23 protein-coding genes are annotated in these 25505 nt (G+C 46.5%); all 23 read left to right on the top strand.

Features of this window, described 5'->3' with window-relative positions; translation table 11 throughout:
• Positions 1-40: 40 nt before the first annotated feature.
• Positions 41-1351 carry a methylenetetrahydrofolate--tRNA-(uracil(54)-C(5))-methyltransferase (FADH(2)-oxidizing) TrmFO gene (gene trmFO / locus NC238_16605; GenBank protein ID MCM1567530.1) on the top strand — a complete coding sequence of 437 codons (1311 nt, stop codon included), beginning with the start codon at positions 41-43 and terminating at the stop codon, positions 1349-1351.
• A gap of 407 nt (positions 1352-1758) precedes the next feature.
• Positions 1759-2649, top strand: coding sequence for a tyrosine recombinase XerC (locus tag NC238_16600; protein ID MCM1567529.1), 891 nt, complete (start codon positions 1759-1761; stop codon positions 2647-2649).
• Between the two features lie 102 nt (positions 2650-2751).
• Entirely contained in the window at positions 2752-3294 is a 543-nt protein-coding gene (gene hslV, locus NC238_16595) for an ATP-dependent protease subunit HslV (GenBank protein ID MCM1567528.1), read from the top strand.
• The gene (gene hslU / locus NC238_16590) at positions 3294-4676 is read left to right on the top strand and encodes an ATP-dependent protease ATPase subunit HslU (GenBank protein ID MCM1567527.1); all 1383 of its coding nucleotides are present in this window, start codon (positions 3294-3296) and stop codon (positions 4674-4676) included. The genes hslV and hslU overlap by 1 nt, the downstream gene beginning before the upstream one ends.
• A gap of 78 nt (positions 4677-4754) precedes the next feature.
• Positions 4755-5546 carry a GTP-sensing pleiotropic transcriptional regulator CodY gene (gene codY, locus NC238_16585; protein MCM1567526.1) on the top strand — a complete coding sequence of 264 codons (792 nt, stop codon included), beginning with the start codon at positions 4755-4757 and terminating at the stop codon, positions 5544-5546.
• Between the two features lie 18 nt (positions 5547-5564).
• On the top strand, positions 5565-6023 hold the full coding sequence (locus NC238_16580; protein ID MCM1567525.1) for a hypothetical protein: 459 nt from the start codon (positions 5565-5567) through the stop codon (positions 6021-6023).
• A 159-nt stretch (positions 6024-6182) separates the two neighbouring features.
• A complete protein-coding gene (rpsB, locus tag NC238_16575) occupies positions 6183-6920 on the top strand; it encodes a 30S ribosomal protein S2 (GenBank protein ID MCM1567524.1) in 738 nt (245 codons plus the stop codon).
• A 92-nt stretch (positions 6921-7012) separates the two neighbouring features.
• Positions 7013-7666: a translation elongation factor Ts gene (gene tsf / locus NC238_16570; protein ID MCM1567523.1), complete on the top strand. Its 654-nt coding sequence runs from the start codon at positions 7013-7015 to the stop codon at positions 7664-7666.
• A gap of 157 nt (positions 7667-7823) precedes the next feature.
• Complete coding sequence (gene pyrH / locus NC238_16565; protein ID MCM1567522.1) at positions 7824-8540, top strand: UMP kinase; 717 nt, start codon at positions 7824-7826, stop codon at positions 8538-8540.
• Positions 8541-8546: 6 nt separating this feature from the next.
• A complete protein-coding gene (gene frr / locus NC238_16560) occupies positions 8547-9104 on the top strand; it encodes a ribosome recycling factor (GenBank protein MCM1567521.1) in 558 nt (185 codons plus the stop codon).
• A 395-nt stretch (positions 9105-9499) separates the two neighbouring features.
• Positions 9500-10261 (top strand): isoprenyl transferase, encoded by a 762-nt coding sequence (locus NC238_16555; protein MCM1567520.1) that lies wholly within the window; start codon positions 9500-9502, stop codon positions 10259-10261.
• 10 nt (positions 10262-10271) lie between these two features.
• Positions 10272-11054 carry a phosphatidate cytidylyltransferase gene (locus NC238_16550; protein MCM1567519.1) on the top strand — a complete coding sequence of 261 codons (783 nt, stop codon included), beginning with the start codon at positions 10272-10274 and terminating at the stop codon, positions 11052-11054.
• A 2-nt stretch (positions 11055-11056) separates the two neighbouring features.
• Positions 11057-12160: a sporulation integral membrane protein YtvI gene (gene ytvI, locus NC238_16545; protein MCM1567518.1), complete on the top strand. Its 1104-nt coding sequence runs from the start codon at positions 11057-11059 to the stop codon at positions 12158-12160.
• 93 nt (positions 12161-12253) lie between these two features.
• Positions 12254-13402, top strand: a complete 1149-nt coding sequence (locus NC238_16540; protein MCM1567517.1) for a 1-deoxy-D-xylulose-5-phosphate reductoisomerase — start codon at positions 12254-12256, stop codon at positions 13400-13402.
• Position 13403: 1 nt separating this feature from the next.
• Positions 13404-14483, top strand: a complete 1080-nt coding sequence (gene rseP / locus NC238_16535) for an RIP metalloprotease RseP (protein ID MCM1567516.1) — start codon at positions 13404-13406, stop codon at positions 14481-14483.
• A gap of 379 nt (positions 14484-14862) precedes the next feature.
• Positions 14863-15942 carry a flavodoxin-dependent (E)-4-hydroxy-3-methylbut-2-enyl-diphosphate synthase gene (gene ispG / locus NC238_16530; protein ID MCM1567515.1) on the top strand — a complete coding sequence of 360 codons (1080 nt, stop codon included), beginning with the start codon at positions 14863-14865 and terminating at the stop codon, positions 15940-15942.
• 128 nt (positions 15943-16070) lie between these two features.
• The gene (locus NC238_16525) at positions 16071-17795 is read left to right on the top strand and encodes a proline--tRNA ligase (protein MCM1567514.1); all 1725 of its coding nucleotides are present in this window, start codon (positions 16071-16073) and stop codon (positions 17793-17795) included.
• A 502-nt stretch (positions 17796-18297) separates the two neighbouring features.
• On the top strand, positions 18298-22011 hold the full coding sequence (locus NC238_16520; GenBank protein MCM1567513.1) for a PolC-type DNA polymerase III: 3714 nt from the start codon (positions 18298-18300) through the stop codon (positions 22009-22011).
• Positions 22012-22169: 158 nt separating this feature from the next.
• Complete coding sequence (locus NC238_16515) at positions 22170-22628, top strand: ribosome maturation factor RimP (protein ID MCM1567512.1); 459 nt, start codon at positions 22170-22172, stop codon at positions 22626-22628.
• A 27-nt stretch (positions 22629-22655) separates the two neighbouring features.
• On the top strand, positions 22656-24128 hold the full coding sequence (gene nusA, locus NC238_16510) for a transcription termination factor NusA (GenBank protein MCM1567511.1): 1473 nt from the start codon (positions 22656-22658) through the stop codon (positions 24126-24128).
• A 38-nt stretch (positions 24129-24166) separates the two neighbouring features.
• Positions 24167-24433 (top strand): YlxR family protein, encoded by a 267-nt coding sequence (locus tag NC238_16505; protein ID MCM1567510.1) that lies wholly within the window; start codon positions 24167-24169, stop codon positions 24431-24433.
• Complete coding sequence (locus tag NC238_16500; GenBank protein MCM1567509.1) at positions 24430-24747, top strand: L7Ae/L30e/S12e/Gadd45 family protein; 318 nt, start codon at positions 24430-24432, stop codon at positions 24745-24747. The genes NC238_16505 and NC238_16500 overlap by 4 nt, the downstream gene beginning before the upstream one ends.
• Before the next feature lie 75 nt (positions 24748-24822).
• On the top strand, positions 24823-25505 hold a 683-nt coding region (locus NC238_16495; protein ID MCM1567508.1), incomplete at its 3' end, for a translation initiation factor IF-2 N-terminal domain-containing protein.

Raw genomic sequence — 25505 nt, 5'->3', positions numbered from 1 at the left:
TAGAATCTAAGAACGATACTACACGACTAGGATGGGTACTATGGCAAAAGCGACAATCATTGGCGCGGGCCTTGCGGGGCCCGAAGCTGCCTGGCAGATGGCCCAGCGCGGGATTGACGTCGATCTTTATGAAATGCGTCCGCTGAAAAACACACCCGTTCATCAAACGGAACAATTTGCCGAGCTGGTCTGCAGCAATTCGCTGAGGGCTGCCGGCCTTGAAAATGCTGTCGGGCTGCTGAAGGAAGAAATGAGGCGTTTGAATTCGCTGATCATGGCGGCAGCAGACCAGACTTCTGTACCGGCCGGAGGGGCTTTGGCTGTTGACAGGAATCTTTTTGCGCAAATGGTTACCGATAAGGTCTCGGGTCATCCGAATATTAATATCATCCGCGAGGAAGTGAAAACGATTCCGGCGGACGAAAAAGTGATCATTGCCACAGGGCCGCTGACAACAGATGAACTTGCTGCGGATATTCTGCGGCTGACCGGGAAAGAGGCGTTGTCTTTCTTTGATGCGGCGGCACCGATTGTCGATCTTGAGACCGTTGATCTGTCCAAAGCTTTTTGGGCATCCCGCTATGACAAAGGCGAGGCAGACTATCTGAATTGCCCGCTCAGCAAAGAAGAGTATGAAACTTTTTATGAGGCCCTGATTCAGGCCGAAGCTGCCGAGGTTCAAGGTTTTGAAAAAAATCTGGTGTTTGAAGGCTGTATGCCGATCGAGGTCATGGCCCAGCGCGGACTCATGACGATGGCGTTCGGGCCGTTAAAACCTGTCGGGATTATGAACCCGCATACCGGTAAAAAACCGTTTGCTGTTGTTCAGCTGCGGAAAGAAAATATCCAGGGAAGCCTTCTGAATTTAGTTGGCTTCCAGACACATTTAAAGTGGAGCGAACAAAAACGCGTGTTCAGGCTGATACCAGGCTTAGAACACGCTGAGTTCGTACGTTACGGTGTCATGCACAGGAATTCGTTCCTGAATGCGCCTGAAGTCCTGAATGCTGATTTTAGCTGCAGGATGAAGCCAGATCTGTTTTTTGCCGGTCAGATTACCGGCGTGGAAGGTTATGTCGAATCCGCGGCCAGCGGGCTTTTGGCCGGATTGAATATGGCCCGCCTGCTGAATGGACAGGATACGCTTGTCTTCCCGCCTGAAACAGCGCTTGGCGGACTCGCCCGCCATTTGGAAGGTTCGCCCAGTGTTCATTTTCAGCCGATGAATATGAACTTTGGTCTAATCACTCCTCTCGGGGAACGAATCAAAGGAAAACGCGAAAAAAATGCAAGGTTATCGGCAAGGGCGTTGCACGAGCTGGAAAGGTTCATCGAAGAAAAACAACTCTAGTACATTGATCTTTTTATATTTATTTGGGTCTGGTCTGCGCGCCACATTCCGCTCTCGGCAGATAGCGCCCTCCATGGCGCTAACTGCCGCGCTCCGCATCCATGCTCCGCTTACGCTGGAACTGTGGCACACAGACCAAGCTATGAAGGGTTAAATGTCTAGTTATTTAGAGAACGGTATACTAGAATAGGTTCTCAGAATAACGCTAACTCCAAAAAAGCTTATACTACTCCAGACTAGTCTCCGTAATGGATGTCCAGCGTCAAGCGGAGCATGGATTGCGCAGCGCGGCTTTTTGTGCCATGGATGGCACAACAGCCGAAAGCGGTCATCCATTACGGAGACTAACCCGAACCATAGGCTTAATGAATCGGTCTACTACATTATGAATATGGGTGGTGAAACAGGTGCTGGCAGATAAAGCCCTGGATGTGTTTACCGCATATCTCAAAACCAGAAATTCTTCCGAACTGACGCTTGCGGCTTATCAGAGTGATTTAATTCAGTTTCTGGAATTCTCTGCCCATGAACTCGGAATCGAGACCGAAAGTCTTGAAGTTAGCCAGATTGATAAATATATTGTCCGCAGTTACATTGGTCAGATGACAGAAAGGGAACTGAAAAGAAAAAGCATTGCCCGAAAAATCGCTGCAATGCGTTCTTTTTTTAAATATCTCTGCCGCGAAGAAATTGTCAGCCAGAACCCTATACAGAAAATTGCAACGCCCAAAGTCGGCAAAAATCTCCCGCGTTTTCTTTTCCAGGAGCATATGGAAAAGCTTCTGGAAGCTTCCAATCAGGATGAAAAGAACGGACTGCGCGACCAGGTGATTGTCGAACTGCTTTATGGTTCGGGACTTAGGGTAAGCGAGCTTGTCAGCTTGAATAAATCAGATGTGGATATTGATGGCAGCCTGATCAGGGTGTTCGGGAAAGGGAAAAAGGAGCGGATTGTTCCTTTGACGGAACCGGCGGAAGAGGCGGTCAAAAGGTACCTGCTGCAGCGGGATGATCAACAGGAAGCGCTGATTTTAAACTACAAAGATATGCGGCTAAGTTCGCGCTCAGTGCGCCGGATCCTGGACAAACTGGAGAAAACCGCTAAGCTTAACCAGCATGTTCATCCGCATATGCTGCGTCATACATTTGCAACGCACCTGCTGGAGGGCGGCGCGGATTTAAGAAGTGTTCAGGAGCTGCTGGGGCATAAGAAATTGTCTTCAACCCAGATTTACACGCACCTGTCCAGGGAAAAACTTCGGAGCGTCTATCTGAAATCTCACCCAAGAGCAAAATGAAGTAATATTTAGAATATTCATAAAAGCTACTGCATTTTTGAAAATTACCCTTGACTCTTCAGAAAATTATAAGTACACTGCAAATTGAGGGGGAACATATTCATGTTTCATGCAACGACGATTATTGCGATCAAAAAGGAATCAAAAGTGGCTATTGCAGGCGACGGCCAGGTTACCATGGGACAAGCGACAGTGATGAAGCATACGGCCCGTAAAATCCGCCGTTTGTATCAAGGAAAAGTCCTGGCGGGATTTGCTGGTTCTGTGGCCGATGCTTTTACGCTTTTCGAAAAATTTGAAGGAAAGCTCGAGGAGTATCACGGCAATTTGCAGAGAGCCTCAGTAGAGTTGGCCAAAGAATGGCGGACGGACAGGATGCTCAGAAACCTTGAGGCATTGCTGATCGTGGCCGATAAAAATACAATTTTGCTGATTTCCGGCTCAGGGGAAGTCATTGAGCCTGACGACGGTATTGCCGCGATTGGATCAGGCGGAAATTACGCGCTGGCTGCGGCGCGCGCCCTGAATACACATACGGATCTTAACGCGGGAGAGCTTGTCAGGGAAGCCATGAAAGTGGCTGCCTCTATTTGTGTTTATACCAATGAAAATATTGTCGTGGAAGAACTGGAGGACGTGGACTGATGGAACAGCTTACACCAAAGGAAATCGTCGCCGAACTGGATAAATATATCGTTGGACAAAAACAGGCCAAAAGAGCCGTAGCCATTGCCCTGCGCAACAGATACCGCCGCTCGCTTCTGCCTGCAGCCCTGCAGGAGGATGTTCTTCCGAAGAATATTTTAATGATCGGGCCTACGGGGGTAGGCAAGACAGAGATTGCCCGGCGCCTGGCTAAGCTCGTCAAGGCTCCTTTTACCAAAGTGGAAGCCACGAAGTTTACCGAAGTCGGCTATGTCGGCAGGGACGTTGAATCGATCATCCGGGATTTGACCGAGATCGCTTTACGCATGGTCAAAAGCGAAAAAATGCAAGAAGTTGAAGCTCAGGCTGAGGTGAATGCGGAGAAACGTCTTCTAACAATACTTGTCCCGGGCAAAAAGAAAGAATCATCCAATATTAATCCATTTCAGTATTTATTCAACCAGGATAATGAACCGGAAAAAGAAAGCCCTGCTTCTCCGGAAGTAGAAAAAGACAGGGAATTCCTCAAAGAAAAGCTTCAAAAAGGAGAGCTTGAGGAGCATACCCTTGAGATTGAAGTGGAAGAAAGCTCTCAATATACGGATATGCTTGGTGCTTCAGGCATGGAGCTCGGCGTCAACATTCAGGACATGATGGCCGGAATGTTTCCGAAGAAACGCAAAAAACGCAAAGTAACCGTCAAAGAAGCCCGCAGAATTCTGGCTCAGGAAGAGGCCCAGAATCTGATTGACCAAGATGAGGCGGTGCAGGAAGCCATTCGGCGGACTGAGCAGGAAGGCATCGTTTTTATCGACGAAATTGATAAGATTGCCGGCAAGGAATCTTCAGGCGGTCCTGATGTTTCCCGCGGAGGGGTCCAGCGGGATATTCTGCCGCTGATTGAAGGATCCACCGTAATGACCAAGTACGGTCCTGTCCGGACGGATCATATTCTATTTATTGCTGCAGGCGCTTTCCACGTAGCGAAACCTTCCGATCTGATACCGGAACTCCAGGGAAGACTGCCGATCCGTGTCGAGCTGGAATCGTTGAGTGTTGCAGATTTTAAACGGATTCTGATTGAACCGCAGGCTTCACTGATTAAACAGTATGGTGCGCTGCTCTCTACAGAGGGCATAGACGTCATTTTTTCCGAGAATGCGATTGAAGAAATAGCCCAGATCGCTTACAATGTCAACGCTTACACGGAAAATATCGGGGCACGGAGACTGCATACCATTGTCGAAAAAGTCTTGGAGGAGCTTTCGTTCGAAGCTTCAGAACTGCCGGAGGATTATTCCATCACCATTAACCGGGAGTATATCCAGAAACGGGTCGGCGATGTTGCGAAGAATCAGGACCTGTCAAAGTATATTCTTTAAATTCGTATTTCAAAATTATTAACATCAATATAGTTCAAGTTTTTGAGTTCTGAGTACCAAGAATAAGGGGGGTAATCTGTGGAAATTTTACTAGAAAAGACCAGAAAAATTAGCGGACTCATTCAGCGTGCTGCCGGAAAACCTGTGGATTTTGACGAGATGGCCAAAGTACTAAGTCAGGAGATTGCTGCCAATTGTTATATTGTCGGACGCAGGGGGAAAATCCTCGGCTATAGCTTCATGGACGATTTCCACTGCGGGGAAATGGAACAAATCGTTCTTCATACAGAAAGATTCCCGGAAAGCTACAATGAAGGTCTGCTAAAAATGACCGAAACAAAGGCGAACACAACGCAAGTTGCGAATGCCTGTGTATTCAGCAAGCATCACGAGTGTGTTTTCGGCAATAAGATGACAACAATTGTGCCGATTCTTGGAGGCGGAGACAGGGTCGGGACGCTCGTTCTGGCCAAATTTGGCAAGCAGTTTCGCTCGGAGGATTTGATCCTTGCAGAATATGGTGCTACCGTGATTGGTATGGAAATCCTGCGCGTCAAGGCTGAACAGGCGGAGGAAGAAGCCCGCAAGAAAGCTGCTGTGCAAATTGCGGTGGGAACACTGTCTTACTCGGAACTCGAGGCAGTTGAGCATATTTTTGCTGAACTGGGCGGTGGCGAGGGGCTGCTGGTAGCCAGCAAAATTGCCGACAGGGTTGGCATTACCCGTTCGGTAATTGTCAACGCGCTGCGCAAGTTTGAATCAGCAGGCGTGATTGAATCAAAGTCTCTCGGAATGAAAGGCACGTATATCAAGGTTCTGAATGACTATCTGCTGGAAGAGCTGGATAAGTACATTAAACGGCATCGTTAAAGAGAAGGGTAAATGATTATGGATGCGCAAGAATATGGTTACCGCATGAAACCTTTAGTAATTCCGGGAGTGCTATATATCATCCTGTATCCGCTGCTGATCGGAGGGGTACTCTTTTACTACGCTTTACCGACACTTTATTTGCTGATCCTTTCCGGAATTTATGCTGTTACGATTCTCTTGATCCTGTTGATCTGGTTGACGGCGAAAACGAAACGGATTGTTATTGATGATCAGGCGATCATCTTCCGGTCCTTATTCCGGAAAAAGACATTTGAACCGAAAGATATCCGTAAAGCCTCATTCTTTTGGACCAAAAACAATGAAGAAATTGTGCTGCTTAAAGCCGGGAATAATAAAGTGTATTACCTTACTGATCTTTATTTTCCCTATAATGAACTGCTTACAGATTTAGAGGAGTTTATCATTTCTCATAATATCCGGTCCAATCTGGCCGCCCATTACGGGATTAATTAAAGTTGCATTCGGGAGTAGGGTATGATATTCTATTCGCAGTGTGATTTTTTGGAGTACACACGCAGTGGGACTTAGCGTACAAGTTCTTTGCGCAAGCAAAGGGTACCAGGAATGAACCTGCGGAGGAAAAAAACAAATGAAGAGAGGAGGTGTTACACAATGGCTGTAATTTCTATGAAGCAACTCTTAGAGGCCGGTGTACACTTCGGGCATCAGACCCGCCGCTGGAATCCTAAAATGGCTCGTTACATTTTTACGGAGAGAAATGGTATCTATATCATTGACCTTCAGAAAACCGTCAAAAAAGTTGACGAGGCTTTCAATTTTATCCGGGATATCGCAGTAAACGGCGGAACTGTGCTGTTTGTAGGTACAAAAAAACAGGCTCAGGAATCTGTGAAAGAAGAAGCTGAACGTTGCGGCATGTATTTTGTTAACGAGCGTTGGCTCGGCGGAATGCTGACGAACTTCCAGACCATCCAAAAGAGAGTCCAAAGACTGCATCAGCTCGAAAGAATGGAAGCAGAAGGCGTTTTTGAAGTTCTTCCTAAGAAGGAAGTCGCTGCGCTGCGCCATGAAATGGGTAAGCTGGAAAGATTCCTTGGCGGTATCAAAAACATGAAGAAACTTCCTGATATTTTATTCATCGTTGATCCGCGTAAAGAAAGAATTGCCGTGGCTGAGGCAAGAAGATTAAATATTCCGATCGTAGGAATTGTCGATACCAACTGTGATCCTGACGAGATCGATGTTGTGATTCCTGCCAACGATGACGCGATCCGGGCTGTAAAACTGCTCACCGCGAAAATGGCTGATGCCATCATCGAAGGACAACAAGGAAGTCTTGACAATACTGAAGAAGCTGAAGAGAGCAATCAAACCGAAGACGAAGAATAGTTAAAAAAACAGGGTGAGATTGGGGTATGTTCTTCATGACTTACCCTGTTTTTATATGTGTCGTAAAGTATTCAATAAAGGAGGGTTACCGTATGGCTGAAGTTACTTCTTCTCAGGTGAAAGAACTCAGGGAAAGAACCGGAGCCGGAATGATGGACTGCAAAAAGGCATTAACCGAATGTAATGCCGATATGGACAAAGCGATAGATTTCCTAAGAGAAAAAGGTCTGGCTGCTGCTGCTAAAAAAGAAGGACGAATTGCTGCCGAAGGGACTGTAGAAGCCTACATTCATGGAGGTGGCAGAATTGGCGTTCTGCTCGAATTAAACAGCGAGACCGACTTTGTGTCCCGTGGAGATGAATTTAAGCAGCTGGCTAAGGATATTGCGATGCAGATCGCCGCAGCTAAACCGCTTTATGTCAATAAAGAAGATGTTCCGGCTGACGTTGTTGCCCATGAAAGAGAAATATTTAGGGCTCAGGCATTGAACGAAGGGAAACCGGAAAAAATTGTTGACAAGATGGTTGACGGCCGCATAGAGAAATTCTATAAGGAAGTTTGTCTTGTAGAACAGCCTTTTATCAAGGACCCCGATATTTTAGTCAAAGACCTGGTCATGGCTAAGATTGCTAAAATCGGTGAGAAAATAGCTATTCGCAGATTTACCCGCTATGAGTTGGGTGAAGGAATTGAAAAGCGCCAGGATAATTTTGCCGATGAAGTCATGAAAGAAATAAATCGATAAGAGAACACTTCGGTGTTCTCTTTTTTAGGGGAACCAGAAAGGTTTATTGCTTCTTGTGTATAATACAGAGTATAAATGCTTTCTGCTACATCTACGTACAGCGACAAGAGGATTTTTATCTTTGGTGTAGAAATAAACTAAGTACGGAGGTTCGTTTATGACAGATGCACGTTACCGCCGCATCGTATTGAAACTAAGTGGAGAAGCGCTTGCTGGGGAACAAGGTTTTGGAATTGCGCATAGCATGCTAGAGTCTGTCGCCCGACAGATTTCTGAAGTTCAGAAGCTTGGTGTGGAAATGGCACTGGTCGTTGGCGGGGGAAATATCTGGCGAGGCATCGCCGGAAGCTCTCAGGGAATAGACCGGACAACTGCTGATTATATGGGAATGCTTGCTACTGTAATGAATGCCCTAGCGCTGCAGGATGTTCTGGAACAACATAACATTGTCACCCGAGTATTGTCGGCGATTGAGATGAGGCAGGTAGCGGAACCTTATATCAGAAGAAGAGCAATCCGCCATATGGAAAAGGGCCGTATTGTGATTTTTGCAGCGGGGACAGGCAATCCCTATTTTTCGACAGATACGACGGCGGCTTTGCGGGCCGCGGAGATTGAAGCAGACGTTATTTTAATGGCCAAACAGGTTGACGGCGTGTTTGACAGTGATCCGATGAAGAACCCTGATGCTAAGAAATTTGAAAGATTGACCTATCTTGATGTGCTCAGCAAAGGGCTGGGTGTGATGGATTCGACAGCAACTTCATTGTGTATGGACAATGATATTCCAATCATTGTTTTTAACCTGAAAGAAAATGGCAATATTATTAAAGCACTTAAGGGAGAACCAATAGGTACCTATGTAGGGAGGTAATGAAAAATGCTCAATGAATTTCTGAATGACGCTGAAGAAAAAATGCATAAAACAGAGGAGGTACTCAAGAAGGACCTCGCATCTGTCAGGGCAGGTCGGGCGAATCCAGCAGTCCTGGACAAGGTTTCCGTTGATTATTACGGGACTCCTACCCCGATTAACCAGCTGGCCAATGTCTCAGTTCCTGACCCGCGGATGATTACTATTCAGCCCTGGGATAAATCTTCAATTAAGGATATTGAAAAGGCGATTCTTAAATCCGATCTTGGACTTATGCCTTCGAATGACGGCATGGTCATCAGGTTAAATATTCCGCAATTGACAGCGGAACGTCGTGCAGAGATTGTCAAGACGGTTAAAAAGAAAGCGGAAGATGCCAAGGTTGCTGTCCGGAATATCAGACGGGAGCTTATTGATGATATAAAACAGCTCGAGAAGGATAAAACTGTCTCGGAGGACGATTCCAAAAAAGGACAAGAAAAAGCGCAGAAACTTACCGATAAAATTGTAAAGGATATCGACGAGATCCTCGACAAAAAAGAAAAAGAAATTATGGAAGTGTAGCGTGTTGCGTTGGCTCGGGAAAAAGTGGGACGATGTTCAAGAGGAATTGACACAAGAAAGCGCGAATTTCTGTTATGAGATAACCAGCCCTGCAGGAAAGGCTGTTCCCTGCGGAGATTTACGTGTGGCCAGAATAAGTTGTACTGATGGTTATTTGAAATTTATACTAATCCATGATAAATTTATAAAGTAGTTTTTTGGTATATCAAAAGTATAAGTACACTTGCTGATATATCTAGGTGCAGCTAAGGCTGCCGCCAAAGGCTTGGCGCCAGCCAAGTTTTCTTTATATGGCCCCCTACGGAACAGGGGGTCTTTCCGCAGCCGTTCTAGTATCTTGGCAGCTCTAATATGTATGACCATGGTACTAAGTACAGATATAAAGAGGAATACTTGTGATAATCTGGAAAAAAGACAGTGGAGATATTCAACTGAAAAACATTGATATGAATAGAATCCCTCGGCATCTGGCAATCATTATGGACGGAAACGGAAGATGGGCCCAGCAGAAAGGATTGCCTCGCTCTGTCGGTCACCGGGCCGGAGTAGAAGCGCTGCGGGAGGTCGTCAGGGGTAGCGATGAGCTTGGAATCAAATATCTGACCGTATATGCTTTTTCAACCGAGAACTGGAAAAGACCACAGTCGGAGATTGGGATTCTTATGTCGCTCTTGAAGGAGTATGTCCGCAAAGAACTTGCTGAGCTATATGCGAATAATGTTAAGGTATGTATTTTCGGGCAGCAAGAAGATATACCAAAAGATGTCCTGAAGGCTTATCACGAGGCTTGTGAAAAAACAAAGAACAATACCGGATTAGTGTTGAATGTTGCCTTGAATTACGGAAGCAGGATCGAAATCCTCAAAGCAGTCAAGGAGGTTGCGCAGGAGGTCCAAAGCGGAGCGCTAAATGTTCAGCAAATTACCGAGGAAATATTTGAAAAGCACTTGTATACGAAAGATTGTCCTGATCCGGAGCTTGTCGTCAGGACTTCAGGTGAAATGCGCTTAAGCAATTATCTGCTCTGGCAGGCCGCTTATTCAGAAATTGTGATTGTGAATGAATGCTGGCCGGATTTTAACAGAGCATTATTATTTGAAACGATTCGGATTTTTCAAAACCGGGAACGCAGGTTTGGTGGCGTAAAAGAAGGTTGAGGGATAGAAAATGGTAAAGAGAATCTTGAGTGCTCTAATCGGAGCCCCCCTTTTATTAGTATTAACCTGGCTCGGAGGATGGTATTTGTCCATTGCTGTTGTGATTCTGGCTTTACTTGGACTTAAAGAGTTTTTGCAGATTGGACAAAAGGCCGGTTTAATAAACAAGTTATGGCCGGCAGTCGTTTACAGCATCTTGTGGCTGGCTATTTTTCTTCTTGGCCGCACGGAATGGATGCTGCCGCTTGCGATCATATGGTTCATGCTGACATTTGGAAGTTATGCGTTGCGCTATCCAAATCAGTCTTTAGCGTCTTCAACGTATTATTTTCTGGCGCTGATTTATCCGGTCTTTCTGTTTACCTATCTCTACTCTTTGAGAGAATTTGGCGTTTCTTGGTGTTTTCTTGTTTTCTTACTGGTCTGGCTCACAGATACCGGAGCTTTTTTTGTCGGGAACATGTTCGGCAAAAGAAAGCTTGCCCCGAAAGTCAGCCCGAACAAGACAGTCGAAGGGGCTGTTGGCGGCCTGGTGACGGCTTTAGTCTGCGGTTTTGTTTTCTGGTTGATTACCAAGCAAGCAACGCTCCCGGCTATCCTTGTGCTGTCACTCTTGACCAGTATTGCCTCCCAAATTGGTGATCTTTTTGAATCCGCACTGAAACGGACTGCCGGTGTGAAGGATTCCGGCAGACTGATCCCGGGCCATGGTGGTATCCTGGATCGCTTTGACAGCTTTTTGTTTGCGCTGCCATTGGTGTTTTTTTCTATTAACCTTGGATTGGTGGGATAAGCATGAACGATACAACCAAGAACTCCCTAAGGGTGAATCTAAACAGGTTGGCTATTATTGCAGCTGCATTACTCAGCCTGAAACTTTTTACCTATGCAATCGTTGAGTTTTTCCCTGTCTTTGGTTCAACGCTTGGAACAGTGGTCTCGGCCCTGCTGCCGTTTATTTTAGCGTTTATCATTTCTTTCCTGCTGGAACCTCTTATATTAAAACTGATTAAAGTGCTTAAAATCAAGAGAACCTACGCATCTCTGCTTGTGGTGGTACTGGTTTTGATTGTGTTTGTACTGCTGCTGGTTTTGTTCGGGAGCCGGATATACCGCGAGTTAGCCGAACTATATACCGCTTTTCCAATAATTTATCAACAAACCTTGGCAATGCTGACAGAAAAGATCGGCTTAATTCAGCAGTTCATTCAGCTGAATCCTGAGATCAACAGTGCGATTCAGTCCAACATGGAAAAAATACTTGCGGCACTCCAGGTCATTCTTAAAAACGGCAGTCTAGGTCTGCTGAATTTCCTGGGCTCGCTGCCGGGTTTGATGGTTGTGATTGTGATCACAACTGTAGCAACGCTGCTGACAAGCATGAGTTTTCCAGCCGTCAAGGAATGGCTGTTTGGCAGGGTAAAAGGAAAATATCTTGGAAAAACCAGACAAATTGCTGCAGACCTTGGTTCAGCGCTCGTAGGATTCTTAAGAGCCCAGACCATTCTTGTCTGCATCACATTCGCTGTGATCACAATTGGACTGTTGATCATCGGTAATAGCTATGCCTTTACGCTTGGCATTCTGGCCGGCCTGCTCGATCTGATACCGGTTATCGGACCGGCCCTCATATTTATTCCGTGGATCTTGGTACTGCTTTTTACCGGCAGTATAGCCTCGGCAGTCAAACTCTTGGTCATCTACCTTGCCGCTACAGTGATCCGGCAGATCCTGGAACCAAAGATTTTGTCTCAAAATATCGGGCTGCATCCGCTGGCCACCCTGATGTCCATGTACGTTGGAATGAACCTTTTCGGAGCAGTAGGGCTGCTCATCGGCCCCGCTCTGGTCGTCATGTATGAAGCCGTCAGGAAAGCCGGATTTTTTAAGGGAGAATAGCAAAGCCATTCAAAGCCACTCTCTTAAAAGATCCACTCTAAGTAAAACTTAAGCATAACGAATTAGGATAGAATTGGAATTGGAGATATCAAAGTGAAAATAATTTCGGTTTTAGGTTCCACCGGTTCAATTGGCACGCAGACACTGGATGTGGTCAGAAACTCGGAAGGAAAATTAGCTGTTTATGCTTTGTCGGCCAATTCCCGGGCCGACCTTTTTGAACAACAGATCCGCGAGTTCAGGCCGAGGATTGCCGTGATGATGCAGGAAGAAAGTGCACTTTTCCTGAAACAACGGGTTGCTGACCTGTCTGTCAAGGTGCTGGCAGGTATGGAGGGACTGCTTGAGGCGGCGACTGCAGCAGAGGTTGACACGGTTGTGACCGCTGTCAGCGGCAGTATTGGTCTTGAGCCTACACTGGCTGCACTGAACGCAGGAAAAAATATTGCGCTGGCCAACAAAGAAACGCTCGTTGCCGCAGGGGAACTTGTAATGCAGACAGCAGAACGGAACGGCTGCTCCATTATTCCTGTCGACAGTGAACACTCTGCTGTGTTCCAGTGTCTCAGCGGCAACAAAAATGCAGTTAAAAAAATTATTCTGACTGCTTCAGGCGGCCCTTTCAGAGGATGGGACAGGGAAAGGCTGGCTGAGGTAACACCGGCAATGGCGCTGAAACATCCGAACTGGAATATGGGTGCCAAGATCACCATTGATTCGGCAACCATGATGAACAAAGGTTTGGAAGTTATTGAGGCAAAATTTCTTTTCGGCGTAGATTATGACCAAATTGATGTTTTGGTTCATCCTCAGAGCATTGTTCACTCGATGGTCGAATTCCGTGACGGCACTGTTCTTGCCCAGCTTGGCATACCGGATATGCGCATTCCGATTCAGTATGCGCTAACCTATCCCGAACGCTGGGAAAACCGTTTACCGGAACTTTCGCTTGCCGGAAAGAGCTTAACGTTTGAGAAGCCTGATTTGGCCGCTTTCCCGTTTTTGAAATTCGCTTATGCCTGCGGTCAGACAGGAAAGACACTTCCTGCGGTCATGAATGCTGCCAACGAAATCTGTGTACATGCTTTCCTGGCAGGCCGCATAAAATATCATGAGATGCACGAACTTGTGGAACGCACTTGTCAGGCCCATCAGGTTCAGGAGATAAAGGACTTGGATACCGTACTGGCTGCGGACAGATGGGCTAGGGATTATGCTGCATCACAAATAAATCTGGGTTGAGGTGAATGGTTTGTTTGACATCTTAAAAACGGTAATTGCTTTTATCGTAATATTTGGCGTTTTGGTATTCGTACATGAATTTGGGCATTTTATCGTAGCCAAGAGATCGGGGATTAAAGTGCTGGAATTTGCTTTTGGCATTGGGCCAAAGCTTTTTGGGTTCCAGGGTAAGGAAACGCTTTACTCCGTCAGGATACTACCTCTGGGAGGATTTTGCAGATTCTTAAGTGCTGAAGAAGTCGAAGAAGGCGATCAGGTCAGTAGGGAGGAACTGTTGGCCCGAAGTTTTGAAAGCAAATCAATCTGGAAGAGAATGGCCGTCATTGTGGCCGGACCGCTCATGAACTTCATCCTCGGTGCGGTGCTTTTTGTGGTTGCTTTTGCCTTTTTTGGCGTAGCCGTAGCCGATAACCAGAACCTAATCGGTGAGGTGTCACTGGGTAAACCTGCAGCCACGGCAGGACTCGCCGCCGGAGACAGAATTATTGCGATCAATGGCACAGAGACTCCAGACTGGAATTCTGTAACGCAGCAAATTCACACCAACCCTGGAGAAAAGATGTCGTTTACCGTAGAAAAAGCGGATACGAAACAAATTGTCACGATTGAGATTACCCCGGTCTATGATCAGGAGCTTGGAAAAGGATTGATCGGGATTACACCTTCTTATACCATGCAGAAAGTATCCGTCCTGAAATCCATCCAATATGGTTTTCAGCAGACGGTAGAGTTTACTAGACAACTCGTCCTTTATCTGATTCAAATGATTACCGGTAAGGCGCCGGTCGAACTTTCGGGTCCGATTGGTGTTGCCCAGGTCATCGGGGAAGGCGTAAAACAGGGAATGTCGTCGCTATTTACCCTGGCCGCTGTGCTCAGCATCAACTTTGGTGTATTAAATATTCTGCCGCTGCCGGCGCTCGACGGCGGTCAGCTGGCCGTGATGACTTTTGAAGGAATCCGGCGTAAGCCTTTAAGTATCGAAAAGAAAGGCTGGATTCAGCTGACAGGCTTTGCGCTGCTCATCGCACTGATGATCGCGGTGACGTATCAGGATATACTGAGGATAATTACGAAGTAAATTTCATCTGAATAATGATGCCGGATGAGTATCTATAATGATTGACATGATGGATATCTATCTCTGTTCGGGTAAGGCTGCAGGCCACAATACCGCTTTTCGGCTATTACGCCCTCCATGGCGTAAAAAGCCGCGCTCCGCATCATGCTCCGCTCACAGCGGAACTGTGGCCAGCAGCCTGATTTCTAGAGCCCTTTGGTTAGTCTTATTCTGAATTTACGGTTGTTCTTTGTAGAAAATACCATAGTGCCTTTTTACTAAACATTCATATCAGACTTATAATTACGGTATCTATATCTGATTTGATTAAACGGTATTGTGGCTACCAGACAGGCTCAAGGAATATTTGTCAACTTCGCGAAATAGGAGGGTTTATCGATTGAAACGTAGGATTACGCGAGAAGTGAAAATCGGATCGGTGGCAATTGGCGGAAATAATCCGGTCGTGATTCAGTCGATGACCAATACGGATACCCGGGATGTTCAAGCCACCCTCAATCAGATCAGGCACCTAGCGGAAATTGGCTGTGAGGTTATCCGGACGGCTGTCTTAAATGAGCAGGCTGCGCTTGCGTTGAAAGACATCTGCAACCTAAGTCCGATTCCGGTAGTTGCGGATATTCACTTTGACTACAGGCTTGCACTTAAAGCTGTTGCCAACGGGGTTCATGGACTCCGAATCAATCCGGGAAATATCGGTGAGCGCTGGAAGGTACAGGAGGTTATCAACGCGGTCCGCGAAAGAAACATCCCGATCCGGATCGGAGTCAACACCGGATCTCTGGAAAAGGAAATCCTTGAGAAATACGGCGGACCGACCGCGGAAGGGATGGTCGAAAGCGCTTTGGGCCATGTCGGCATCCTGGAACAAGAAAACTATCATCATATCAAGATCTCCCTGAAGTCGTCCCATGTTCCGTTGATGATTGACGCTTACCGCATGATTGCCGATCGGGTGGACTATCCGCTGCATATCGGGGTAACTGAAGCCGGTACGGTCAGATCCGGGGTGGTGAAGTCTGCGATCGGTATAGGAACGCTTCTGGCTGAAGGCATCGGCGATACGATCAGAGTCTCACTGACAGGCGATCCTGCAGCGGAGATTCCGGTTGCCCAGCAGATTCTGCGGGTACTGGATCTCAAGAAAGGCGGATTCGAATTAATCAGTTGTCCGACCTGCGGCAGGACTCAGGTGGACTTAGTTCATCTGGCTGAGGAAGTAGAACAGAGACTTGAAACTTTACCGGCACCCTCCAAGAGGGTCTCCATAGCCGTGATGGGCTGTGTGGTCAATGGCCCTGGGGAAGCCCGGGAAGCCGATTTTGGCATTGCAGGAGGAAAAGGCAGGGGGCTGCTTTTTGCACGGGGTGAGGTCATCGCGCAGCTGCCTGAAGATGAATTAGTGCCGGCTTTGATGGAGAAAATCGAGGCGGATTTAAGTCTATCAGAAAAACGCTAAACATTTTCTGGTAGATCTTTAAAAATAAATCTGAGGTTTTCCGGTTGTTTAATCCTGTGTGAAAATGGTAATATTGAAGAGCAAGAACTTTTTAAGAGCAAGCACTTGTTGAAAGGAAGAAATAAACAATGAAAGTTAGCCAATTATTGAATCCGACCTTGCGGGAAGTGCCTGCAGAAGCCGAAGTGATCAGTCACCAGCTCATGCTGAGAGCCGGATTTATCCGCAAAGCTGCAGCCGGTATTTATACATATCTTCCTCTGGGACTCAGAGTCATTAAAAAGATCGAGCAAATCGTGCGCGAAGAGATGGATGCCAAAGGCGGACAGGAAGTCATGCTGCCGATTGTCCAGCCGGCTGAACTGTGGAAAGAAACCGGACGCTGGGATGTCTATGGTCCGGAGATGTTCCGATTAAAAGACAGGCATGACCGGGAATTCTGTCTCGGACCCACGCATGAAGAAGTCATCACCGACCTGGTCAGAAGTGAAGTCCGTTCCTACAAGCAGCTGCCGCTCCTTCTGTACCAGATTCAAAACAAATACCGTGATGAAAGAAGACCACGTTTCGGACTGATGCGCGGCCGGGAATTTATCATGAAGGACTTGTATTCTTTTGACAGGGATTCGGAAGGTTCCCGGGAGAGTTACCGCAATATGTATGAGGCTTATGAACGGATTTTTACGCGCTGTGGCCTGACTTTCCGTGCTGTCGAGGCAGATGCCGGTGCGATTGGCGGAACAGGCGGAACCCATGAATTTATGGTGCTGGCTGAATCAGGAGAGGCTGCGGTGGTATTCTGTCCTGATTGCGATTATGCCGCCAATGTCGAGAAAGCTGAATGTCTGCCGCATCCAGACAGTGATCAGGATATTTTGGCAGGCCGGACAGGTGAGGTTCATACCCCCGATATCAAAACGATTGACCAGCTGGCCGATTTCTTAAAAATCAACAAGTCTTCTCTGATAAAAACGCTTTTGTATAAAGGCGACGACCGTTTTATACTTGTCCTGGTTAGGGGAGACCGGGAAGTCAATGAAATCAAGGTCAATAATATGCTCGGACCGTTCCTGAACCTCAGAATGGCTGACCCGGAGGAAGTCCGGGAGGTTTTCAACTGCGAGCACGGGTTCATCGGGCCGGTTGGACTTAAGGATGTCTATGTTGCCGCAGACCTTGAAGTAGCTGAGATGAAACAGGGAGTCTGCGGAGCCAATAAAAAAGACTATCACCTGCTCGGCGTCACTTGCGGAAAGGATTTTATTCCTGCTGTAATAGCAGACCTCAGAATGGTAACGCCGGGTGAGCCCTGCCCGAAATGCCAGGGATCGCTCCAGGAAGCCCGTGGGATTGAAGTCGGGCAAGTCTTCAATCTTGGTACGAAATACAGTCAGGCCCTTCAGGCAACCTACCTCGACGATACAGGTAAGGAAAAGGTCTGCTATATGGGTTGCTATGGGATAGGCGTCAGCAGAACAATGGCTGCCGCCATTGAGCAGAATTATGATGAGAATGGAATTATCTGGCCAATGCCGATTGCCCCGTATCATTGTATTATCGTCCCGGTTTCCTTAAAGGACGAAAATGTCGTCTCAACTGCCGAAAGGTTGTATGCAGAATTAAAGGCAGCCGGCGTCGAGACAGTATATGATGACAGGGATGAACGTCCGGGCGTAAAATTCAAGGATGCGGATCTCGTCGGATATCCTCTAAGACTGACAATCGGCGCTAAAGCACTCGCCGAAGGTAAAGTTGAACTGTACAACAGAAGCACCCGACAAGTTGAGCTGATTGAAGTGGACCGCGTTTGCAGTCTTGTAACAGAAATCATCAAAGAAGCCTGTCGTGCCTAGTTCTATTGAGTATTACAAAACCATTATGTATGGCAGGTCTGGGGGCCACAATACCGCTTTTCGGCCGTTGTGTCATCCATGACACAAAAGGCCGCGCTGCGCACTCCATGCTCCGCTTGTCGCGGAACTGTGGCCCCCAGACTGATCTTAGGGTTATTCAAGCAAGTCTGCATGTCAGAATGTAGATTATTCTTGAGAATTTATTAAAAGAAAAGAACAGAACAGTGTATTCGTTATACTTCTCAAAGTTACATGCTTAATTTAAGCAAACATTATAATCTTATTATCCAAAGATTAGCTAAAGATTAGCCTGCGTGCTACAATTACCGCGACAAGCGAAGCATGGAGTGCGTAGCGCGGCATTTGCGCCACGGAGGGCGCAATTCGCCGAAAAGCGGTATTGTAGCATGCAGGCAACCCCAAACATAGATATCAAACATAGATATCATGAAAGTCAATCATTTATCAGAAATTGCGTTTGGATACAGAGGAGGCATCATTGGTGTCAACTGCAGCAGTCAAACTGGAAGCAACACCTTTTTATCAGGAATTACCAAGTGATGTCAGCATGAGGCTGGATACTTTTCTAAATTACATATTGCTGGAGAGGGTGGAGATTGTTCCTGAACAAAGAAAGTGGATACTCCATCTTTCTTTATCCTGTCCGGTCCAGGAAGAAATTCTGGGCCTTTTAACTGAATCCTTAAAGAAAAGATTAAATAGTGGGAACGAAAATAACGGAATCACGATTGAGATAAAAACAAAAATGTCTCCCGATTTTACCCTAGAGATGTTTTGTCAAGAACATTGGCTGCAAATCATTCAGGATATTCACGAGAAGGTGCCTTCCCTTAAGGTCTGGCTGAATGCTTCCGTAAAATACGAGGTTGTTAAAAACAGACTGACCTTCTTCGTTCCGAGCATGATGGCAATGGAATATTGTCAGCTGAAACAGGATAGTCTGGAAAGCTTCTTTCGGCAGAAATATGGTCTGGAGGCAAGGATTTTCTGGGAAATTGAAGAGACTGCCGCCGAAGAAGAAATCTATTTTGACGCGGAAAAAGAAGAGCAAAAGTATGTAGAGGAAATCCTGTCCAAAAAGCCTGAGGAGAAAAAAGAGAAGAAAGAGCAGAATGCTGTTTTGCTTGGCAGAGAGATAAAGGGTACGCCGGCTCCGTTAGCCGATATTCATGACGAGGAGAAACAGGTCATTGTAGAGGGTGAGGTCTGTGAAACAGAAATCAGACTATTAAAAAGCGGGCGTCAATTATTGTCGTTCGGTCTGACAGACAAGACAAACTCGATAGGCTGCAAACTGTTCTTTGACGAAGGAAAAAAACCTCTGGAAATCAACAAAGGTGACTGGCTCAGAGTGAAAGGAGCTGTACAGTTCGATCGGTATACGACCGAGCTGACGTTGATGCCAAGGGATATGATGACTGTTTCGAAGACGTCCAAGCCGGATCTTGCGGAAGAGAAACGGGTTGAACTGCATCTGCACACCAAGCATTCGGAAATGGATGGTGTTTCATCGATCCAAAACATGGTGAAGCGAGCCGGTGAATGGGGACATACCGCGATTGCTGTAACAGACCACGGGGTCGTCCAGGCTTTTCCGGATGCGGCTGAAGCCGGAAAAAAGTACGGTGTCAAAATCATCTATGGCATGGAAGGCTATTTGGTCGAGGATGCCGGAACGAATCCGGTCGAGTTGAGCCGCAGCCGTTCTTTCCATATCATTATTCTGGCCAAGGATTATACCGGCTTAAAAAATCTGTATAAACTTGTTACCGCTTCCCATATGGAGTATTTTTACAGACGTCCCCGTATTCCGCGTTCGCTGCTTGATGCCCACAGGGAAGGTTTGATCCTTGGTTCGGCCTGCGAATCAGGAGAACTGATGCGGGCAATCTTGCAAAAGAAAGATGCGGCAGAAATCAAAAAAATTGCTTCGTATTACGATTATCTGGAAATCCAGCCGCTGGGGAACAATCGGTTTATGCTGAAAAACGGTGAGGTTTCCAGCGAACAAGAATTGATCGATATGAACCGGCACATTGTCTCTCTTAGCAAGGAACTTGGTATTCCTGTCGCGGCTACCTGTGACGTCCATTTTCTTGATAAGGAAGATGAAGTTTACCGAAGAATTTTGATGGCCGGGAAAGGCTTTGCCGATGCCGATGAGCAGGCTCCGCTGTATTTCAGGTCAACGGATGAAATGCTCAAGGAATTTGCTTATCTTGATGAAGAGGATGCCTATCGGGCGGTAGTTGCAACACCGAGAATGATTGCTGAACAGGTCGCTGAAATCAAACCGTTTCCGGACGACTTTTTCGAACCGAAGATTGAAGGTGCTGCCGATAAAATCCGGGATATGACGATGACCAGAGCGTATGAGCTGTACGGCAATCCTTTGCCGGAAATGGTTCAGAAAACCTTAAATAAGGAACTGGATTCCATCATCGGCAACGGTTTTGCCGTATTGTATCTGATTGCGCATCTGCTCGTAAAAAGATCAAACGAGGATGGTTATCTGGTCGGATCAAGGGGTTCCGTCGGTTCATCGCTCGTCGCAACTTTTACCGGCATCACGGAGGTCAATCCGCTTCCGCCGCACTATCGTTGTGCTAACCCGGAGTGTCTTTATTCAGAGTTTGTGACGGACGGAATCGCCGGAGCAGGTGTGGATCTGCCGGATAAAATATGTCCGCAGTGCGGCAGGGAACTGGTCAAAGACGGACATGACATTCCGTTTGAAACCTTCCTAGGCTTTAAGGGAGACAAGGTTCCTGATATCGATCTAAATTTCTCGGGAGAATATCAGCCCAGAGCTATGAAATACACCGAGGAGATATTTGGCAAGGAAAATGTTTTCCGGGCCGGAACGATTTCCACGATTGCTGAAAAAACTGCCTATGGTTTTGTGAAGAATTACCTTGAGGAAAGAAAGGTCAAATATAACCAGACAGAACTGAACCGGCTGGTCAGCGGTTGTACGGGGGTAAAAAGAACGACAGGACAGCACCCGGGAGGATTAATGGTTATCCCGAAAGAATGCGATGTTTTTGATTTTACCCCGCTGCAAAGACCGGCCAACGACACCTCTTCAGATATTATTACGACCCATTTCGACTACCATTCCATCTCCGGGCGTTTAACCAAACTGGACCTGCTCGGTCATGACGATCCGACGTCGATTAAAATGCTAGAGGACTTGACAGGGCTTGATGCGAAGAAAATTCGGCTTGATGACACGCAAACCCTCTCACTCTTTTCGAGTACGGATGCGCTTGACGTGACTGCGGAGGAAATCGGGTCCACGACCGGAACACTTGGCATCCCGGAATTTGGTACAAAATTTGTAAGACAGATGCTGGAAGACACCAAACCTTCAAGCTTTTCCCATCTGGTCAGAATATCCGGACTTTCCCATGGTACGAATGTCTGGGTTGGCAATGCCCAGGACCTTGTCTTAAACGGTACAGCTGACATCTCCAACATTATTGCCTGCCGTGATGATATTATGATCTATTTGATTCAGATGGGACTTAATTCCAGTCATGCTTTTAAAATTATGGAGTCGGTCCGCAAGGGTAAAGGACTCAAAGATGAAGATATTGAGGCCATGAAAAAGCAAAACGTTCCGGATTGGTATATTGACTCCTGTCAGAAGATCAGCTATATGTTTCCGAAGGCCCATGCTGTAGCTTATGTGACAATGGCTTTCAGGATCGCTTGGTTTAAGATCAATTATCCTGAAGCGTTTTATGCGACATTTTTTACCGTCAGGGCAGATGAGTTTGATGCGGAACTGATCTGCAGCGGTGTGAAAAAGTGCCGGGAGGCTATCAAAGAAATTGCCGCCAAAGGCAACAATGCAACGGCTAAGGACAAGAACCTGCAGACGATCCTTGAGATTGTGGTGGAAATGTACTGCCGGAAGATTAAGCTGCGCAAGGTTAACCTGTGGGAATCCGATGCGGTACGTTTTCAGGTAACGCCTGATGGGCTCCTGCCGCCACTGTCATCCCTGCAGGGAGTCGGTGAAACGGCTGCGGCGAGTTTGGTCAAACTCAGGGAACATGGAACGATCAAATCTGTCGAAGATATCCAGGCCCGATCCAACGGAAAAATCAGCAAAACCGTCATTGAAACGCTTCAGCAGCACGGGTGTTTGGAAGGGCTGCCCGACAAAAATCAGCTGAGTTTGTTTTAAACTGGACATTAGGAATATTGCAGACGGAAACAGTATATGATATAGTAAAAGCAGGAATTTTATTCTAAGCAGATTTTTGGTTCAGAGTGGGGATTACCCACTCTTTCATTTGGTATGATGAAAAAATAAAAAATGCTTAACTCTAAAAGGAGTATACGATGAGCAATTCTATTCTAAATAAAGTTAGAAGTTTGGCAGAACCACTCGTAATGGAGCTGGGACTGGAATTCGTCGATGTCGAGTATGTTAAGGAAGGTGCTTACTGGTATCTGCGATTATATATTGATAAGGAAGGCGGAGTAGAGATTGACGACTGTGCCGAGGTAAGCCATCGAATTAATGAGGTTCTGGATAAAGAAAACCCGATCCCCCAGGCCTATATGCTGGAAGTCTCTTCTCCCGGAATTGAGAGACCGCTTAGAAAGAGAGAAGATTATATCAAATATACAGGAAAGCTTGTCAGTATTAATACGACAGAAGTGTTTGAGGGATACAACCGCTTTACCGGAAATTTAAAAGGATTGGCTGATGACCAGGTTATCCTAGAATATGAAGGGCGGGAGATTGCCATTCCTTTGTCGCTAATTGAAAAGGCCCATCTTACTTTTGAGTTTTAAAATGATTTTAAGGAGGGATTCAGACAGATGAACATGGAGTTCATTGAGGCAATTCACGAATTAGAAAAAGAAAAAGGTATTTCGACAGAGATATTGTTTGAAGCGATTGAAGCTGCTCTGATATCGGCATATAAAAAGAACTTTTCCTCTTTACAGAATGTAAGGATCCATATAGACCGCTTGAATGGAGAAATTAAAGTATATGCCCGCAAAAACGTTGTGGAAATTGCGGATGATCCTCGCACCCAAATATCATTAGAAGAAGCTAAAAAAATTGACCCGAACTATTCAACTGAAGATATTGTTGAATTTGAAGTCACCCCGCGTGACTTTGGCCGCATCGCAGCGCAGACTGCCAAGCAGGTTGTTGTCCAAAGAATACGCGAGGCTGAACGCGGATTGATATACGATGAATATATTAATCGCGAGGGAGATATTGTCACCGGTATTGTCCAACGCTATGAACAGCGTAACGTCATTGTGGATCTTGGCAAGGTGGAGGCCGTACTGCCTGCCTCAGAGCAGAATCCCGGAGTAAACTACCAGCCTTTTGAAAGAATCAAGGCCTATGTTGTTGAAGTGAAGAAAACGACCAAAGGCCCCCAAATTTTGCTTTCCCGCACCCATCCAGGACTGATCAAACGATTGTTTGAGCTGGAAGTTCCGGAGATTCACGATGGAATTGTAGAAATCAAAGCAGTTGCAAGGGAAGCAGGTGCACGCTCCAAAATTGCCGTTTACTCGAAAGACAAAAACGTTGATCCGGTCGGAGCGTGTGTTGGACCGAAGGGCAGCAGGGTACAGAATATCGTGAATGAACTGAAAGGCGAAAAAATGGACATCATCAACTGGTCGGCTGATCCGATTGATTTTGTCTCCAATGCGCTTTCCCCGGCCAGAGTCCTGGGCGTTTATCCGCGGTATGAAGACAAGGTGACGTTGGTGGTCGTGCCGGACTATCAATTATCACTCGCTATCGGGAAAGAAGGACAGAACGCCAGACTGGCCGCAAAGCTGACCGGCTGGAAAATCGATATTAAGAACGAAACGCAGGCGCTCGCTCAGAATTTGATCCCGGAAGACGGCTATCAGGATGAAGAGTATGAGAGTGAATACTATGAACAGGCGTATGAACCCTATGAAGAAGGAGAATATACAGATTATGAAGACGAACCCTACGGCGATTATGTAGAAGGCGAGTATGAAGAATCTGAAGAAGAATATCAGGAATATGATGAAGGCTATCAGGACTACACAGAAGAAGGATACGATGAATATGATGACGGGAGTTATCAGGAGGACGAGGACAGCCAATACTACGATGAATACGATGAATCTGCAGAATATGACGGCGATGAAAATGCCCGAAATGAAGACAGTGATGCTGATGTTTCTTATTCAGAATTAGAATCACCTGCTGATGAAGCTTCCCAAGCAGATGAACAGCAGGAAGCAGAGAAACCCAAGAAAAAGGCCAAGTCTTCAAGCAAGAAAAAATAGGCTTCAGTGACCAAAAGTAATTCCTGAAAGGTGAGAAAATGAAGGTACGAAAAATCCCTCTGCGCATGTGTCTTGGCTGCCAGGAAATGAAACCAAAAAAAGAATTATTGAGAATCGTAAAAACACCTGAGGGAGTATTGGAATTTGATCCTTCTTCCAAGAAAAATGGGCGTGGAGCTTACCTTTGCCAGTGTCCAGATTGTCTGATAAAAGCTCTGAAACAAAACCGTTTTGAAAAAACTTTTGGCATCAAACCGACCAAAGAGATGCTGGCCGAAATTGAAAGGCAGATGAATTCTTCTTGACACCAAAAATATTATCATTGCTTGGAATGGCAAGGAGAGCCGGGAAAATTTCTTCCGGAGAATCACAGGTTGAAGCGTTCTTAAAAAAACAAAAGGGCTCGTTATTGATTATTGCAGAAGATTCACCGGGCTCTATCACCAAGTACACGCAATGGGCCGATGATCTTCATATTCCGGTTATGATCTGCAGCACGAAACAAGAACTCGGGACGGCTGTCGGATTATCACCAAGAGCACTTATACTGATTATGGATGACGGTTTCGCCAAAGCAATCATCAGGTTGGGGGACACACCTGAAAATGAGCGGGTTTAAAAGTTTTAATGTCCTCAGTAAAAGATAAGGAGTTGAAAGGTTATATTTCTATTTTCGTTTTTGGGGGGTGACAATGTGACCAATATTCGAGTTCACGAACTGGCTAAAGAATTGAATATATCCAGCAAGGCTTTAATGGAAAAGTTTAATGATATTGGGATACCAGTGAAAAACCACTTAAGTGCGGTATCCACGGAGGAAGTTGAAAAAGTTAAAAAAGTGCTGACCAAGATAGGCGAATCACAGCAAAAAGAAGCAAGCAAGCCGGTTAAGGCTGCCGGGGCTGAGGAAAAAGTCCCTGCCAGAAAAAGGACCGAAGAAGATATTCCCCCGGAAAGCTTCAGAGATGCAGAAGGTCACAAAAGAAGTCAGGGTCAAAGACCGCCAGGTGAGATGAGACCGCCGGGTCAAAGACCGCCAGGCGAGATGAGACCGCAGGGTCAAAGACCGCCAGGTGAGATGAGACCACAGGGTCAAAGACCGCCAGGTGAGATGAGACCGCAGGGTCAAAGACCGCCAGGTGAGATGAGACCACAGGGTCAAAGACCGCCAGGTGAGATGAGACCACAGGGTCAAAGACCGCCAGGTGAGATGAGACCGCAGGGTCAAAGACCGCCAGGCGAGATGAGACCGCCGGGTCAAAGACCGCCAGGTGAGATGAGACCGCAGGGCCAAAGACCGCCGGGTGAATTCAGACCGCAGGGTCAAAGACCACCAGGTGAATTCAGACCGCAGGGTCAAAGACCGCCAGGCGAGAT

It is taken from the genome of Dehalobacter sp., assembly GCA_023667845.1.
In the GTDB taxonomy this organism is placed as follows: Bacteria; Bacillota; Desulfitobacteriia; order Desulfitobacteriales; family Syntrophobotulaceae; genus Dehalobacter.
Note: the sequence above shows the minus strand (reverse complement) of the source record. Positions and strands in the feature narration are given on the sequence as shown.

Excerpts from the sequence above, each read along its gene's own strand:
- NC238_16515 (MCM1567512.1), top strand. The coding sequence starts at position 22,170 with ATGAGCAATTCTATTCTAAATAAAGTTAGAAGTTTGGCAGAACCACTC.
- NC238_16505 (MCM1567510.1), top strand. The coding sequence starts at position 24,167 with ATGAAGGTACGAAAAATCCCTCTGCGCATGTGTCTTGGCTGCCAGGAA.
- hslU (MCM1567527.1), top strand. The coding sequence starts at position 3,294 with ATGGAACAGCTTACACCAAAGGAAATCGTCGCCGAACTGGATAAATAT.
- hslV (MCM1567528.1), top strand. The coding sequence starts at position 2,752 with ATGTTTCATGCAACGACGATTATTGCGATCAAAAAGGAATCAAAAGTG.
- NC238_16550 (MCM1567519.1), top strand. The coding sequence starts at position 10,272 with ATGGTAAAGAGAATCTTGAGTGCTCTAATCGGAGCCCCCCTTTTATTA.
- NC238_16580 (MCM1567525.1), top strand. The coding sequence starts at position 5,565 with ATGGATGCGCAAGAATATGGTTACCGCATGAAACCTTTAGTAATTCCG.
- nusA (MCM1567511.1), top strand. The coding sequence starts at position 22,656 with ATGAACATGGAGTTCATTGAGGCAATTCACGAATTAGAAAAAGAAAAA.
- pyrH (MCM1567522.1), top strand. The coding sequence starts at position 7,824 with ATGACAGATGCACGTTACCGCCGCATCGTATTGAAACTAAGTGGAGAA.
- tsf (MCM1567523.1), top strand. The coding sequence starts at position 7,013 with ATGGCTGAAGTTACTTCTTCTCAGGTGAAAGAACTCAGGGAAAGAACC.
- frr (MCM1567521.1), top strand. The coding sequence starts at position 8,547 with ATGCTCAATGAATTTCTGAATGACGCTGAAGAAAAAATGCATAAAACA.
- NC238_16525 (MCM1567514.1), top strand. The coding sequence starts at position 16,071 with ATGAAAGTTAGCCAATTATTGAATCCGACCTTGCGGGAAGTGCCTGCA.
- ytvI (MCM1567518.1), top strand. The coding sequence starts at position 11,057 with ATGAACGATACAACCAAGAACTCCCTAAGGGTGAATCTAAACAGGTTG.
- trmFO (MCM1567530.1), top strand. The coding sequence starts at position 41 with ATGGCAAAAGCGACAATCATTGGCGCGGGCCTTGCGGGGCCCGAAGCT.
- rpsB (MCM1567524.1), top strand. The coding sequence starts at position 6,183 with ATGGCTGTAATTTCTATGAAGCAACTCTTAGAGGCCGGTGTACACTTC.